Raw genomic sequence first — 14484 nt, 5'->3', positions numbered from 1 at the left:
TTTTTTATGTGGGGAAACAATAGTATATTTGTAGGTTATGTCTATTTGAAATATCTGTTCAGCAGGCCCTGGAATGCAGCTCCATGTCTCGCCTCGTCCTTGCACATCTCATGTACTGTATCATGAATTGCATCGTAGTTTAACTTTTTGGCTAAAGTTGCCAAATCCTTTTTGCCTTTACATGCTCCTGCTTCTGCATCCACTCTCATCTGCAGATTTTTCTTTGTATCCGGTACAACTACCTCTCCCAGCAGCTCAGCAAATTTTGATGCATGTTCTGCTTCTTCAAAAGCTATTCTCTTATAAGCTTCTGCAACTTCCGGATATCCCTCTCTGTCAGCTTGACGGCTCATAGCAAGATACATTCCCACTTCTGAACACTCTCCAGTGAAATTAGCTCTTAATCCCTCAAGTACTTCAGGATCTACTCCCTTAGCAACGCCTATCTTATGCTCATCTGCCCAATTTGACGAATCCTCCGATTTCTCCACAAATTTATCTGATGGTGCACCACATACAGGACATTTTTCAGGTGCCTTTTCTCCTTCATAAACATACCCACAGACTGAACAAACAAATTTTTTCATACAAAATCCTCCTCTATTTACTTTATGTAATTAATTTTTATTACTTCTTTCAACATTTATTATTATATAATATTAATTATTATTTTGCAAGAGTTTTTTTACTGAATTATAAAAAATTTGAGGTACGTTATATACATACCTCAAAACTAAAACTTTCTGATCTCCTTCAATATATTGTTTTCCACTTTACTGCAGTCCGGTACATAGCTTTTAAGCAATTTCATATTCCCCTTTAATGTATATTCTCCCAGGAAAGCAGGAATAAGAAAACTGTCTCCTTTAAATATACTTTCAGCACCGTTGTCATACATTATCTGCCCCTGTCCATCAACACAGGTAAATATATAAAATCTTTCCTCATCACTTGTTTCTGAAGCTTTGTCCCTAATATCATACAATTCAAGAGAAAATTCCCTTGCGAGACACAGATAAGTCTTTTCAAAACCTTCTCTCTTTAAAGTAATTCCCCTGCTTTTTTCTCCCCTTAAACTGAGATCCACCACATCCAGTGCCTTCTGAACATGAAGTTCTCTTCCTCTGCCGTAATCATAAACTCTGTAAGTAACATCACTGCTCTGCTGAATTTCCGCTATTATAACACCTTTGCATATAGCATGAACAAGCCCACTTTTTATAAAATATACATCGCCTTTTTTTACAGGTACTTTATTTACAAACTTTTCAAGGTTTCCCTGCTCAATAGCCTTTTTAAATTGATGAATATCACATCCCGCTTTAGTTCCCACTATCAGGCTTGCACCTTCAAATGCATCTACTACATACCATACTTCGGATTTCCCTGAATCATTCTCAATTTTATTGGCATACACGTCATTGGGATGGACTTGTATAGAAAGATTATCCGTGGCATTGATAAGTTTTATCAAAAGGGGAAATCTTTCTTTTTTAATCTCAGTTCCCAAAAGTTTTTTACCTAATTTATCAATAAGTTCGTCAAATTTGATCCCCTTAAATTCTCCATTGGCCACTGTCCCAGTGCCGTTTTTATGACATGCAATGTCCCAGCTCTCTCCTATCTTCCCTTCCGGAAGATTATTTCTGAAAGATCCTAAATCCCTTCCTCCCCATATTTTTTTATAATACAAATTTTGAAATTTTATAGGATACAAAATGATCCATCTCCTTATATTATAACTTTACACTTATATTATAACTCTTTAGAATAAAGTATTATAATATCTATAAAAAAATAATATATGGAAAAATCCATATATTATGTATCAATCTTCAATATATTTTTTTATCTCTTCAAAACCTGTTTTGTCCACACTGCTGACTTTAAATATCCGTTCAGCACCTGCCATAATCAGCATATCCTCTACAAACTGCAGCTTCCTGCTTTCTTTGCAGAGATCCACCTTGGTTATTATACCTATGACAGGTTTTGCAAACATACCTGCAAAACTAGGTGGAAATACAACACTTAGATTTGTACACTCCTGAAAAATGGCTATTGCGTCACAATCTGCTGAAAGAACCGAAATTGCACTATAAAGTCTGTTTTCTATATATTCTCCAGGTGTATCCAAAAACACGCCATCTAAAAATTCCGGAGCCTGAGTTTTTTTATAATATATCTTCTTTTCCGTCATGGCTTGACAAAAAGTGGTCTTCCCAGATCCCGTCTTACCTATCAACAATAAAGTTTTCATAATAATTCCTCTGCCACAACTACGATTTGGTTATATCCGCCACTGAAAATTTAAGAACTTTATTCAATACATTAAGTGCTTCTCTCACTGCAGATTCCACACTGGAAATATCTCCTGTTATAACCAGAGATCCACTAAACCTGTCTACAAAGCCTATATGAACCTGTGCTGCTTTCGTGGCCACATCCGCTGCTATAATTGCCGCTTCACTCGGAGTTATAGTGAGTATTCCTATGGCATTCATATTTTCACTTATCAAACCAAGTTTCCTATATAAATCTTTATTTGGATTCGCTATTACATGCGCCAGTGTAACTTGTTTACCTGGTACATATTCCTGTATTACTCTTTGTTTTTCTTCCATAATCATCACCATAAATGCCTTTATAAGATTGAAAATACAGATTGACTTTCATAGACATCTTTAAATAATTTTTTCACATCTTCTACCTGCGGCTTTCTCGGATTTGTGCCTGTGGTCCTATCTTCAATGGCTATCTTGGCCAGTTCTTCCAAATTGTCATTGAATTCTTTTTCAGGTACTCCCAACTGTTTAAGTGAATCAGGAATCTTCAAATCTCTAAGGAGATCCTTTATAGCTTCAATCAAATTCCTAACAGCCTGTCTTGTGCTGCTAGAAGGCACACCAATTATGTTGGCAAGATATGCATACCTTTCAGCTGTTTTTATATGTTCCCCTGAATTGAACTCCTTTATATCTGCATTATATTCTATCACATGAGGCAATATTATGGCATTGCTTCTTCCATGGGATATATGATATTTAGCACCTATTGTATGAGCCATACCGTGATTCAATCCCAATGCAGCATTATTAAAGGCCATTCCTGCCATACAGGATGCATTGTGCATCTTTTTTCTAGCTTCCAGATCGTTTCCATCCCTGTACGCTTTTAAAAGATTATCAAAAACAAGTTTCACAGTTTTCTCTGCCAGGGCATCTGTAAAATCATTGGCATTCACGGATACATACGCTTCAATGGCATGCGTAAGAACATCCATTCCCGTATCTGCAGTAATAAAATTTGGCACCGTTTTTACAAAGTTTGCATCCAATATTGCCTCATCAGGCAGAAGTTTTTCGTCTATAAGTGTAGATTTCACGTTGTTTTTCTTGTCCGTTATTACTGAAAATCCTGTTACTTCAGATCCTGTACCACTGGTAGTAGGTATAGCTATAAATCTTATATTTTTGTCTTCCTTTTTTACTTTTGCTAGAAAATATTTTATGGCTTTAGATGAATCTATAGCAGAACCTCCGCCAAGTGCTACTATTACATCACCATCAAACTGCAGCAGTGCTTCTACCCCTTGTGCAACTACTTCTGTAGGTGGATCAGGAACTATATCCGAATATACCATATATTTGCTGCCTGCTTTCTCGAGCTCATCCGTCACCCGGTTTATGGTTCCTGATTTTACCATAAATGGGTCTGTTACTACAAATACTTTTTCATCTTTGAAATCATTCAATCTTTTAAGTGAATCGTCTCCAAAATGTACTTCAGTTCCTATTTTAAAATTACCCATAATCTTTCCTCCTCTAGTGTAAAAAAGCTTACTAAATATTATACCTATTATATCATTAGTATGGAAGATATGAAAATATATTATTCTTTCTTTTTTGATGGAAAACGACTCTCATCCACCAGTTTCAGCAATTTAGCCATGCTTTTCTACACTAAAGCGTTTTATTTTTCGAAGAAAAACTTTATATCGTCTTCTACTGATTCTATACCTGCAATTCCAAAATTCTCAACCAGAACTTTAGCTACATTTGCAGAAAGAAATGCAGGAAGCGTTGGTCCAAGGTGAATGTTCTTTACTCCAAGATAAAGCAGTGCCAGCAGCACTATTACAGCCTTCTGCTCATACCATGCAATATTATATATAATAGGAAGATCATTTATATCCTCAAGTCCAAAAACCTCTTTTAATTTAAGTGCAATCACCGCCAGCGAATAGGAATCATTACATTGTCCTGCATCGAGTACGCGAGGGATTCCACCGATATCACCCAGCTGAAGTTTGTTGTATTTATATTTTGCACACCCTGCCGTAAGGATAACTGCATCTTCCGGAAGTGCTTCTGCAAAATCAGTATAGTAATTTCTGGACTTAGCTCTTCCATCACATCCTGCCATAACAACAAATTTTTTAATAGCACCTGATTTTACTGCATCTACAATTTTATCCGCCAATGCAAGAACCTGGTTATGTGCAAATCCGCCTACTATTTCTCCCTTTTCTATTTCAACAGGAGGTGCACATCTTTTTGCATGTTCAATAATTTCCGAGAAATCTTTCTCCTCTCCTATTTCACCTGCAATATGCCTGCATCCTGGGAATCCTGCCGCACCAGTAGTATATATTCTGTCTTTGTAACTGGCCTTAGGCGGTACTATGCAATTGCTTGTCATAAGAATAGGTCCATTGAAGCTTTCAAATTCTTCTTTTTGTTTCCACCATGCACTTCCGTAATTTCCTACAAAGTTGGAATATTTTTTGAATGCAGGGTAATAATGGGCCGGAAGCATTTCAGAATGTGTATATACATCTACTCCAGTTCCCTCAGTCTGTTTTAGAAGCATTTCCAGATCTCTGAGGTCATGTCCAGAAATCAATATACTAGGACGATTTCTTACTCCTATATTTACTTTCGTAATTTCAGGATTGCCATAGGAAGATGTGTTTGCCCTATCCAAAAGCTCCATACCACTTACACCATATTTTCCGGTTTCAAGCGTCAACGCTACCAGATCATCCACACTCAGAGTATCATCCAGCGTTTTTGCCAATGCTCTCTGCAAAAATGCATCAACTTCCTCATTATCTTTTAAAAGCGCATTCGCATGCTTGCTATATGCTGACAGGCCCTTCAATCCATAAGTGATCAGTTCACGCAGACTTCTTATATCTTCATTCTTTGTGGAAAGCACTCCAACTGCCGCAGCCTTTGTTGGAAACTCATGCCTATCAGAGCTGTACCAGATTGCTGCCTCCGGAAGATCATTTTTATTGTCCAGCTGTTTTAAAAGTTCTTCTTTCTTTTCAAGGGTTTCAAGAATTCTTGAAACAATCATATCTTCATCAAAGTTTGCATTTGTTATTGTAGTAAACAAATTAAGTGTTATCAGGTGATTTATTTCACTGTCCACTTCTTTTCCTTCAGCACGCAGTGCTGTAGTAACTGCAGATATTCCTTTCGTCACATATACAAGCAAATCCTGCATAGCCGCTACTTCAGGCTTTTTTCCGCACACTCCTGCCTGTGTACAGCCTGTACACCCTGCTGTCTCCTGACATTGATAACAAAACATTTTATTTTCCATAACTATGCTCCTCCTGATTTCTTATTTTTTCTATAAGTCCATATTAACAGGAGCTCTTGAGAAATTCCGTAACACAGGTTACATAAATTTAAGTATTTTATTCTTCTTTTTTATTTATCAAAAAAGTACAATATAGTTTTTTAGAAGTACCTGATCTTGTAACTATACATCAGCTGTAATCATACTATTAAAGTAAGAGTAAAAAATAGGAGTTGTATGCATGTACGATTATAATTGCTTTAGATTTGAAGATGAGTACGATGACATAATAGATGACATAGAACCTTCTGAAGAATTTTACTGCCCTTACTGTCAATTTTGTGCTCCCCCATATCCCATGCCAATGACAAGACAGCAGAACAAACTGCCTCCAGGTCCTCCACCAGTTAACACACCTTCAAAAGGAAAATCCAATTTAAAATCCGGACCTCAATTAAAAGCAGTTGATCCAGGCTCCTTAAGACCTTGTATATTCAAATACGTCTATATATGGCCAAAAAGAGGAAATCCCTTCTGGGCATGGATAACCAATGTAGGGAGAAGATCCTTTTCCGGATATAGATGGTACAGAGGTAGATGGGCTTATTTTGGAATGGATTTAAATCAAATACAAAGTTTTATATGCTATTGACAGTATACAGGGACAATCTAGTCCCTGTATTTTAAAAACTTCCTGCATTTTACATACTATATTATCATAAAAAGTCTCACTTAATTTACAAATTACCTCTTTCTCCTGGCCACAGCCAGGCGTGATCTATTAACTCTTTTTATGCTGGAAGGCCCCATCTTTAAAATCAATTTCACATAGAGTATATCTATGATAACAAGTTGTACAATCCGGGAAACCATTGCATCCGAGCGATATTTTGTCTCATTTGTAGAGCTTAACAATACCGCATCTGCAACTTCAGTTATTGTAGAATGAATATAACTTGTTAAAGCTACAACTTTAGCCCCATTTTCTTTTGCTATATCTATACAATCCAAATCTTCAATACTCTCACCTGAATGTGAAACTATGAACAACAAATCAGAAGGAACCGTATGAGCACACACTATATTCATTATATGCGAATCATCACAGTTGAAAACGTTCAGCCCGATTCGTGAAAACTTATGAAATGCATCTTTTGCAATTATTCCGGATGCACCCACTCCAAAAAACAATATTCTTCTGGCTCCAAAAATCAAATCAATAACTTTATCAATTGATTCATCGTCTACCATATTACTGATATCTTTTATGGAATTTATAGTAGAAAAGATCACCTTGTCTTTAACATCTGACGTACTATCATCCGGTTTTATTTCCTCATATATGGCCTGAGTTGAATCCGCAGATATATCCTGTGCAGTCCTGACTCTAAAAACCTGATAGGAACTGAATCCTATCTTCCTCAAAAACCTCATTATAGTCGTTTCACTGGTATTGCATTTTCCTGCAAGATCACTTATGGAAAGAAGAATAACTTCATTTCTGTTATTTAAAATGAAATCTGCAATATTCTTCTGTATAGGAGACAGCAGATTATATTTAGTTCTTATTATAGTAAATACATTGTCATTCACAGTAATTTTCTCCTTAAATTTAATTGAAAACATAATTATCAGCATTTATAAATCAGCTTTGGTAAATATATAACTATATCATATCATACGAAGTAATTAATTTACCATTATAATGGTAATACATTGTTCTGTAAATGTCAACAATTATGTAAAATTATAGAACAGATCCTATTCAAAAGTTCTGGTTGGTATAATTTTTAATTTATGGTTGCAGACATGCCACATATCTATATTTATAATTGATGGTATCAATATAACAGGGAGATGAAAATACAATGGGATATTTCATACAAGGTTTTTTGCTGGGGATTTCATATGTGGCGCCAATAGGCATGCAGAACCTCTATGTTATCAATTCCGCCATGTCAAATAAAAGAATTGATGCATATAAAGTAGCTTTTATAACAATAATTTTTGATATTTCACTGGCCCTTACCTGTTTTTGGGGAATTGGAACCCTGATTGAGAGCTCAGAGATCTTAAAAAATATAGTTTTATTGGCTGGCTGTATTGTAGTAATATATATGGGACTGAATCTCATAATGAGCAGCAAAACAAATATAGACAATCACCCCTCCGACAAAACTTTAATCAAAGTAATTGTATCTTGCTTTACCGTAACCTGGATGAATCCTCAGGCTATTATCGACGGTTCCCTTCTCCTTGGGGCATTTAAAGCATCACTCTCCAGTGAAGCCTCTTCATTTTTTATATTTGGCTCCTGCACGGCATCTGCTTTCTGGTTTATATTTCTCACCACTGTTGCAGCTGCTTTCAAGCACATTCTTAACGAAAAGTACATAAGTATACTCAATACAATATGTGGTATAATTATAATCTATTATGGATCAAAACTCGGTTTCAATTTTATCCAAAGGATATGAATGAATATGTTAAATATAAATTGGAAGCCTGACAATAAATCTTCCACACCACTGTACAGGCAAATTGCAGATTATATAAAAGAAAAGATAGGAAATGGTGAATGGACTGTGGGTTCAAAACTTCCGGTACAGAGAGATTTATCCAAAATATTTGGTGTAAACAGAAGTACCGTAATAGAAGCCTTAGATGAGTTAAAAGCAGATGGATTAATTGAAGGCAGGGGGAAAAAGGGTACTGTAATTATAAATAATACCTGGTCATTAATGGCTTCACTGCCTTCTCAAAATTGGGAACACTACATAAAGAGCGGAATTCAGCAGCCCAATCTGCATACAATTCAAATTATAAACAAGCTTGAGTACAGAGACAACATAATAAGACTTGGTACAGGAGAACTTTCTCCTGAATTGTTTCCAAAAGAAATGATGAAAAAAATATTTGCAAATATTTCAAATAAAATAAACTCACTGGGTTATGAACGGCCTAAAGGTTCGCTGTATTTGAGGAAGATCTTGAGTCAGTATGTAAAAAAATTTCATATAAACACATCACCTTCTTCCATATTGATTGTCTCAGGTTCCCTACAGGCACTGCAATTGATTTCAATGAGCATATTAAAGCCCGGTTCCACCGTACTTGTGGAAAAACCGTCCTACATAAAATCACTTCATGTATTTGAATCTTCAGGAATCAACTTAAGGGGAATATCCATGGACAAAGATGGAATCAGATTGAATGAAATCTTGAGAAATCTAGATAATAGGACTTCACTTTTATACACCATACCTACATTTCATAATCCCACAGGAACAGTCATGTCACAGCATAAAAGGGATAATTTGCTGAATTTATGTATGCAGGAAAGACTTCCTGTTATTGAAGATGATGCCTATAGAGAATTATGGCTGGATGAAACTCCACCTGATGCTCTGAAATCAAAAGACAGAAATGGAATTGTTCTGTATATGGGAACTCTCTCAAAATCTCTGGCGGCAGGACTACGAATTGGGTGGATCATAGGACCTGAATCCGTCATAGAACGACTGGGAGATGTAAAAATGCAGACAGACTACGGTGCAAGCTCCCTTTCTCAATATATGGCGGCTGAATGGATAGAAAGTGGATTATATGAAATATACCTGGAAAGCCTCAGAAAAAATCTTAAATCACGAAGACGGGCTGCACTGAAAACTCTTGAAAAACATTTTTCGGATATAGCCAGCTGGAATATTCCTGCAGGAGGATTTTACATATGGCTGAAATTAAAAAGCAAAATAAATATGGAAAAATTATTTTACAGCTGCTGTAAAAATGGAATATTAATCAATCCTGGATACATATATGATTTTAACACAAATTACAATATAAGAATTTCTTATTCTTATGCTTCTATGTATGATCTGCAATTTGGTCTGAAAAAGCTTTCAAAAATAATCAAGGATCTCTAAAACAGATACTCAGCTATACATGAAATCAAGCAATTCTGAGATTCAGATGGAGTTAGTTTATAAAATGAATCCCCTCTCCACCTGAACCTTATCAAAAAATCATCATTAACTGAAATTCAACTGAACAGTTTATAAACACCACCTTTTTCCAAAGCACTGTAAAGACCGTTTTTCTTTTCTAGAAGTTTTTCATAATACATGGCACAATCCCTGTCGGGCTCAAATATTTTCTCCTGCCCATTACATATATTTTTAAATGCTTCACTATAATCCCCATAAATGCCAAGTGTAACAGCAGAGCTTATCAATGCTCCAAGAGAACTTGCCTCACTGTTTTCATATTTTATCACATTTTTATTGAATGCACTGGCCTGAATTTTGTCAAACAAATCAAATTTAGTCATTCCTCCAGCCACACTCACCCTGTCAATCTTCCCGGAAATGTTTTCAATAAGGCGAATGTTATCAGCTATCTCAAGAGCTATTCCTTCAAGCACGGCTTTTACTATGTCGCCTCTCCTGGTACCCAGGGTCAGATTGAAAATTACTCCCTTGGCCATGGGATTCCAGTAAGGTGCTGCACTTCCCTGAAAATGCGGAAGCAGCAATACGCCGTTTGCACCAACTGTAGACTTCAGCGCTTCTTTGTTTAATTCTTCAAATGAATTTTCACTGCTTTCTTTGTAAAATTCTTCTTTAACCCACCTGTATATGGCTCCTGTGTTAAAAATACCTGCTTCAGCTATCCATTTACCTGGCACAGCTGCAGCACTGCACAAGGTCCTCATTTCCTCATCAAAAGCAGGTTTTTCAGAAAATGCAACTACAAAAGAGCCTGTACCTGTATTGGCTTCTGCAGAACCAGATCTCAGTACATTCAAGGCCAGTGCCGCACACTGCTGATCTCCACCTCCTATAATTATAGGAGTACCCGATTTCAATCCAGTAATTTGTGACATCTTTTCTGTGAGATTCCCCACTATAGAGCCGGGAGCACAGAGTTCAGGCAGCAGCTTTTCATCTATTCCCATCTGATGGAGCAGCTCTTCATCCCAGCTAAAACTATTTATATTCATAAGCATGGTTCTTGATGCCTGTGTCCAGTCGGTAATAAATTTCCCGGTTAGCAGATGTATTACAAAATCCTGTACTCCCAATAGCCTGTATGAACTTTTATATATATTAGGTTGTTCTTCTTTAAGCCACAGCATTTTCGGTGCTGAAAAATAGGGATCCAATCTCAGTCCGGTTTTATGGTAGAGGCTATTGATACCGATTGCATCGGAAAGTTTAGAGCACTGACTTGTGCTTCTCTTATCCTGCCACATAATGGCATTGTACAATGGCTGCCCTTCTATATCCACCGGAATCACAGATGCCCTTTGAGATGTTACGGTAATTGCATTTATACTTAAATCTTTTTCTTTTACATATTCGGCAGTATCCCTAAGAGTAGAGAGCAATGCACCATGCCAGGTTTCAGGAGCTTGTTCCACATTATCTCCACCTGTTATTACCGTATGGTATTCCTGGGACTGCTCATGTATGAGAGTGCCATTTAAACTATAAATTATAGATTTTAAACTGGACGTACCCACATCAATTATAATTGTACACTCCATAATATACCTCCAAGCTTTAAATAAAACTTATACTAAGTGATTGTTATGCGCCGTAAAACATATCCATATATTTTTCAACAACTTCTTTAATATATTTTACTTCCATCAATGATATTTTCGAAAGATGGTAGTTTGTATCTGACTTAAGCGCCTCTTTTACCTTATTCACAGTGTACATCGATATTTCTGTATTTACATTTATTTTACAGATACCATTTGATATACATTCTCTAATAGTGGCTTCAGGAGTCCCAGACCCTCCATGGAGTACCAGAGGTGTCTCTATCTTTGAAGATATTGCCTTCAATACATCTATATCTATTTTAGGTTCTCCTTTATACATACCGTGGACAGTACCTATTGACACGGCAAGAGCATCCACTTTTGTCTCGCTTACAAATTCTTCAGCCTGATCCGGGTCCGTATAGATCTGTCTTCCATCATCTTCATTTGAATACTCTCCAAGAGTCAGTGCTCCAAGTTCTGCTTCCACCGTTACCCCTACTGCATGTGCAATTGAGGTTATCTCTCCTGTCCTTTTTAAATTTTCTTTAAAATCAAGACTGGATCCATCAAACATTACAGATGTAAATCCTGCTCTAACGGCCTGAATTATGTGGTCAAAAGATTTACAATGATCCAGGTGAAGCGCCACTGGAGTATCAATATTTTTAGACAGTGAATTTACTACTGCATAGACCGTCTCTGGGTCCATATTATCCAAATACTTTTCTCCAAATGCCACTATGACAGGTTTTTTCAGCTCATCTGCTGATTCAAGCACACCTTTTATAGTTTCAAAATTATAGACATTAAAAGAACCTACCGCATACTTATTCAAATGGGCATCTTCCAACATAGATGATAAGCTGACTAACATTTTCTCACCCCATCAAGCCATTTTTTGAATCTTTCATCTTGAAGCACTTCAGGATTTACCACAAATCTGGTTTCTTCATTTTTTAATAGTTTTTCAATATCTTCCATGAGAAGCTCCGGTGATCTGCTGAGTGCCTCTTTAGTGGTTCCTGCTATATGAGTTGATAAAGTCACATTATCCAATTTTAAGAAATTACTGCCTTCAGGTATGGGCTCTGTCCAGAATACATCCAATCCTGCCCCAGCTATTTTTTTCTCCTTCAATGCATTTAAAAGCGCCTTCTCCTCCACAAGCCCTGCCCTGGCAGTATTTATAAGGTAAGCTGTGGGTTTCATAAGGGACAATTCTTTTTCACCTACAAGATTTTTAGTTTCTTCACTCAAACGAGCATGCAGAGTTATAAAATCACTTTCTCTAAACAAGGTTTCTTTGTCCACAGGAACAGCACCTGCTTTTTTTATAACTTCCGCATCTACAAATGGATCATAGACCATGGTATTTGTTTCAAAACCTGAGAGCTTTTTAGCTACAAGTCTTCCTATATATCCAAATCCAACAATACCAACATTTTTTCCTTTCAATTCTGGAACCCAGCTGGAATTGGAAAACTCTTTTCTCCATTTTCCACCTTTTATTGAATGAAAAGCTCTTGCAATATTTCTACATTCACTCAAAAGCATTCCCACTGCATAATCGGAAACTGCCTCTGCATTTCTTCCCTTAACATTGAAAACAAGAATACCTTTTTTCGTAGCTTCCTCTACATTTACATTTTCAAGTCCTGCCCTGGATACACCTACTATATGCAAATTCGGCATGGCCTCAAAAACTTTTGAAGACACAGGCAGAAAAAGTCCCATAAGTACAGAAGCATCTTTTCCCTCAGCTTTTATCAAAGGATCAATTTCTTCTATTTCAGGACCTTTTTTTTCTACTTCCAATCTTCTATTCTGGAGCTTACCCCAATCAGATTCCCAATCTCCAACCTTAACCTGATCTATAAATCTTTTCAGATACTTTTCATAGGCTCCCTCAAAACTTTTTCCCGGAATCATAGCATCTCCAATCAACAGTGCCTTTACTTTCTTTAACATATAATATCCTCCTCATTAAAATACTTGATTTAAACTTCAACTCCTGCCATACTTCAGGAATATCAGTATATATATCTGTATGATAGTTTATTTACTACCTATAAATATATACAGCAGTAAATTTATTACTATATAAAGTATGTCATAAAACATTCTATTTGTCAATGCTATTTTTTTCAGTAAGCCGCCATTAAAAAACGGGCTCACAATATAATAAAATTATACTGTAAGCCCATATCGAAACCCGATTCATATGTTTATCAGCTTATACTCTCTAGAGCCAAGTCCTATTTCCTCTCCATAAGTCAGCTGAACTTCACCATAGGTATTTTTTCTCATGGCTTTAAATTTATCCTCACACTGGTGACCGCCCTTAGCCTCATTATCCTTTAGAAAAGTATTATTTAACGGCGCTGCTTCATTCACCAAATCATAGCAGGCACTGTCCAAAGCTACCGGATCCGTAGATGCCAGTATTCCTATATCCGGTACTATGGGAGCATCACTCCAGGGAACGCAGTCACAGTCAGGAGTCACATTAATTATAAAATTAATATATCCTACTTTTCCTTCCTTCCCTTTCACTGCTCCATAAGCATATTCAGTAAGCTTTTCTGTAAATATTTTTGCCTCCATCTCACCGCCTGATTCAATGGCTTTGACAGGACAGACAGTCATACATTCACCGCATCCTACACATCTCATCTTATCTATGGATGATTTTTTATCTTCAATAGTTATGGCTTTTTGGGGACATACTTTTGCACATTGTCCACAGCCTATACATTTTTCTATATCCACACTGGGTCTTATAGAATGTTGATCTTTCTTGCCATCGGGATTTGCACATCCCATAGCTAAATTTTTGATAGCTCCGCCAAACCCCGCCACTTCATGGCCTTTAAAATGGGACATCACAATCATACTGTCAGCTCCAGCTATGACTCCGGATATCCTGGTATTTTTAAAATGCTTTTTGTCTATCTCTACTTCTTTTACATTTTCACCCTTTAGGCCATCTGCTACTATTACAGGTGCATTTACCACCGCATAATTAAATCCATGCAGTATGGCTGTATTTACATGGTCAACTGCATTCGATCTGCTTCCAGAATACAAGGTATTGGAATCAGTTAAAAATGGATTGGCATCAGCTTCCTTTATCTTGTCAACAACCTGTCTTACAAATACAGGATTTATATATCCGTCACTTCCGAGTTCTCCAAAATGGAGCTTCACAGCAGTTAAGTCCCCCTTGCCAATTACATTGTTAAACCCGGCCTTTTCAAATAATTTTCTTATCTTGGTTATTTTATTTTGCTTTGCCTTCCTGGCTCTTAAATTCACAAAATATACGCTGCTTTTCATAA

Annotated in this window: 14 protein-coding genes; 3 read left to right on the top strand and 11 right to left on the bottom strand. The window is 36.6% G+C overall.

Features of this window, described 5'->3' with window-relative positions; genetic code table 11:
- Positions 1 to 41: 41 nt before the first annotated feature.
- The 6 genes from CLLU_RS01460 to hcp all read right to left on the bottom strand — a co-directional run bounded on the left by CLLU_RS01460 (position 42) and on the right by hcp (position 5613).
- A complete protein-coding gene (locus CLLU_RS01460; protein ID WP_106007795.1) occupies positions 42 to 587 on the bottom strand; it encodes an NADH peroxidase in 546 nt (181 codons plus the stop codon).
- Positions 588 to 733: 146 nt separating this feature from the next.
- Entirely contained in the window at positions 734 to 1717 is a 984-nt protein-coding gene (locus CLLU_RS01455; protein ID WP_106007794.1) for a type I phosphomannose isomerase catalytic subunit, read from the bottom strand.
- A gap of 111 nt (positions 1718 to 1828) precedes the next feature.
- Positions 1829 to 2260, bottom strand: a complete 432-nt coding sequence (gene eutP / locus CLLU_RS01450; protein ID WP_106007793.1) for a EutP/PduV family microcompartment system protein — start codon at positions 2258 to 2260, stop codon at positions 1829 to 1831.
- Positions 2261 to 2279: 19 nt separating this feature from the next.
- The gene (gene eutS / locus CLLU_RS01445; RefSeq protein ID WP_106007792.1) at positions 2280 to 2624 is read right to left on the bottom strand and encodes an ethanolamine utilization microcompartment protein EutS; all 345 of its coding nucleotides are present in this window, start codon (positions 2622 to 2624) and stop codon (positions 2280 to 2282) included.
- 20 nt (positions 2625 to 2644) lie between these two features.
- Positions 2645 to 3811: a 1-propanol dehydrogenase PduQ gene (locus tag CLLU_RS01440; protein ID WP_106007791.1), complete on the bottom strand. Its 1167-nt coding sequence runs from the start codon at positions 3809 to 3811 to the stop codon at positions 2645 to 2647.
- A gap of 161 nt (positions 3812 to 3972) precedes the next feature.
- The gene (gene hcp, locus CLLU_RS01435; protein ID WP_106007790.1) at positions 3973 to 5613 is read right to left on the bottom strand and encodes a hydroxylamine reductase; all 1641 of its coding nucleotides are present in this window, start codon (positions 5611 to 5613) and stop codon (positions 3973 to 3975) included.
- Between the two features lie 220 nt (positions 5614 to 5833).
- Between hcp and CLLU_RS01430 the strand changes: the two genes are divergently transcribed.
- Positions 5834 to 6244, top strand: coding sequence for a hypothetical protein (locus CLLU_RS01430; protein WP_106007789.1), 411 nt, complete (start codon positions 5834 to 5836; stop codon positions 6242 to 6244).
- Between the two features lie 92 nt (positions 6245 to 6336).
- On the opposite strand, the gene CLLU_RS01425 is transcribed toward CLLU_RS01430, so the two are convergent.
- Positions 6337 to 7185: a MurR/RpiR family transcriptional regulator gene (locus tag CLLU_RS01425; protein ID WP_242977448.1), complete on the bottom strand. Its 849-nt coding sequence runs from the start codon at positions 7183 to 7185 to the stop codon at positions 6337 to 6339.
- Positions 7186 to 7460: 275 nt separating this feature from the next.
- Between CLLU_RS01425 and CLLU_RS01420 the strand changes: the two genes are divergently transcribed.
- Together CLLU_RS01420 and CLLU_RS01415 are read left to right on the top strand one after the other, a co-directional pair.
- Positions 7461 to 8069: a LysE/ArgO family amino acid transporter gene (locus tag CLLU_RS01420; RefSeq protein WP_106007788.1), complete on the top strand. Its 609-nt coding sequence runs from the start codon at positions 7461 to 7463 to the stop codon at positions 8067 to 8069.
- A 6-nt stretch (positions 8070 to 8075) separates the two neighbouring features.
- The gene (locus CLLU_RS01415) at positions 8076 to 9518 is read left to right on the top strand and encodes an aminotransferase-like domain-containing protein (RefSeq protein ID WP_106007787.1); all 1443 of its coding nucleotides are present in this window, start codon (positions 8076 to 8078) and stop codon (positions 9516 to 9518) included.
- Positions 9519 to 9634: 116 nt separating this feature from the next.
- Here the strand turns inward: CLLU_RS01415 and CLLU_RS01410 are convergent, their stop codons facing one another.
- The 4 genes from CLLU_RS01410 to CLLU_RS01395 all read right to left on the bottom strand — a co-directional run bounded on the left by CLLU_RS01410 (position 9635) and on the right by CLLU_RS01395 (position 14482).
- Positions 9635 to 11140: an FGGY-family carbohydrate kinase gene (locus CLLU_RS01410; protein ID WP_106007786.1), complete on the bottom strand. Its 1506-nt coding sequence runs from the start codon at positions 11138 to 11140 to the stop codon at positions 9635 to 9637.
- Between the two features lie 43 nt (positions 11141 to 11183).
- Positions 11184 to 12020 carry a class II fructose-bisphosphate aldolase gene (locus tag CLLU_RS01405; RefSeq protein WP_106007785.1) on the bottom strand — a complete coding sequence of 279 codons (837 nt, stop codon included), beginning with the start codon at positions 12018 to 12020 and terminating at the stop codon, positions 11184 to 11186.
- Positions 12014 to 13114 carry a 2-hydroxyacid dehydrogenase gene (locus CLLU_RS01400; RefSeq protein WP_106007784.1) on the bottom strand — a complete coding sequence of 367 codons (1101 nt, stop codon included), beginning with the start codon at positions 13112 to 13114 and terminating at the stop codon, positions 12014 to 12016. Before CLLU_RS01400 ends, CLLU_RS01405 begins: the two co-directional genes overlap by 7 nt.
- Before the next feature lie 249 nt (positions 13115 to 13363).
- The gene (locus CLLU_RS01395; protein ID WP_106007783.1) at positions 13364 to 14482 is read right to left on the bottom strand and encodes a DUF362 domain-containing protein; all 1119 of its coding nucleotides are present in this window, start codon (positions 14480 to 14482) and stop codon (positions 13364 to 13366) included.
- Positions 14483 to 14484 lie beyond the last annotated feature (2 nt).

It is taken from the genome of Clostridium luticellarii, assembly GCF_002995845.1.
Lineage (GTDB): Bacteria > Bacillota > Clostridia > Clostridiales > Clostridiaceae > Clostridium_B > Clostridium_B luticellarii.
This window is presented reverse-complemented; position numbering and strand designations above follow the sequence as displayed.

Excerpts from the sequence above, each read along its gene's own strand:
- CLLU_RS01460 (WP_106007795.1), bottom strand. The coding sequence starts at position 587 with ATGAAAAAATTTGTTTGTTCAGTCTGTGGGTATGTTTATGAAGGAGAA.
- eutP (WP_106007793.1), bottom strand. The coding sequence starts at position 2,260 with ATGAAAACTTTATTGTTGATAGGTAAGACGGGATCTGGGAAGACCACT.
- eutS (WP_106007792.1), bottom strand. The coding sequence starts at position 2,624 with ATGGAAGAAAAACAAAGAGTAATACAGGAATATGTACCAGGTAAACAA.
- CLLU_RS01440 (WP_106007791.1), bottom strand. The coding sequence starts at position 3,811 with ATGGGTAATTTTAAAATAGGAACTGAAGTACATTTTGGAGACGATTCA.
- hcp (WP_106007790.1), bottom strand. The coding sequence starts at position 5,613 with ATGGAAAATAAAATGTTTTGTTATCAATGTCAGGAGACAGCAGGGTGT.
- CLLU_RS01430 (WP_106007789.1), top strand. The coding sequence starts at position 5,834 with ATGTACGATTATAATTGCTTTAGATTTGAAGATGAGTACGATGACATA.
- CLLU_RS01420 (WP_106007788.1), top strand. The coding sequence starts at position 7,461 with ATGGGATATTTCATACAAGGTTTTTTGCTGGGGATTTCATATGTGGCG.
- CLLU_RS01415 (WP_106007787.1), top strand. The coding sequence starts at position 8,076 with ATGTTAAATATAAATTGGAAGCCTGACAATAAATCTTCCACACCACTG.
- CLLU_RS01410 (WP_106007786.1), bottom strand. The coding sequence starts at position 11,140 with ATGGAGTGTACAATTATAATTGATGTGGGTACGTCCAGTTTAAAATCT.
- CLLU_RS01405 (WP_106007785.1), bottom strand. The coding sequence starts at position 12,020 with ATGTTAGTCAGCTTATCATCTATGTTGGAAGATGCCCATTTGAATAAG.
- CLLU_RS01400 (WP_106007784.1), bottom strand. The coding sequence starts at position 13,114 with ATGTTAAAGAAAGTAAAGGCACTGTTGATTGGAGATGCTATGATTCCG.
- CLLU_RS01395 (WP_106007783.1), bottom strand. The coding sequence starts at position 14,482 with ATGAAAAGCAGCGTATATTTTGTGAATTTAAGAGCCAGGAAGGCAAAG.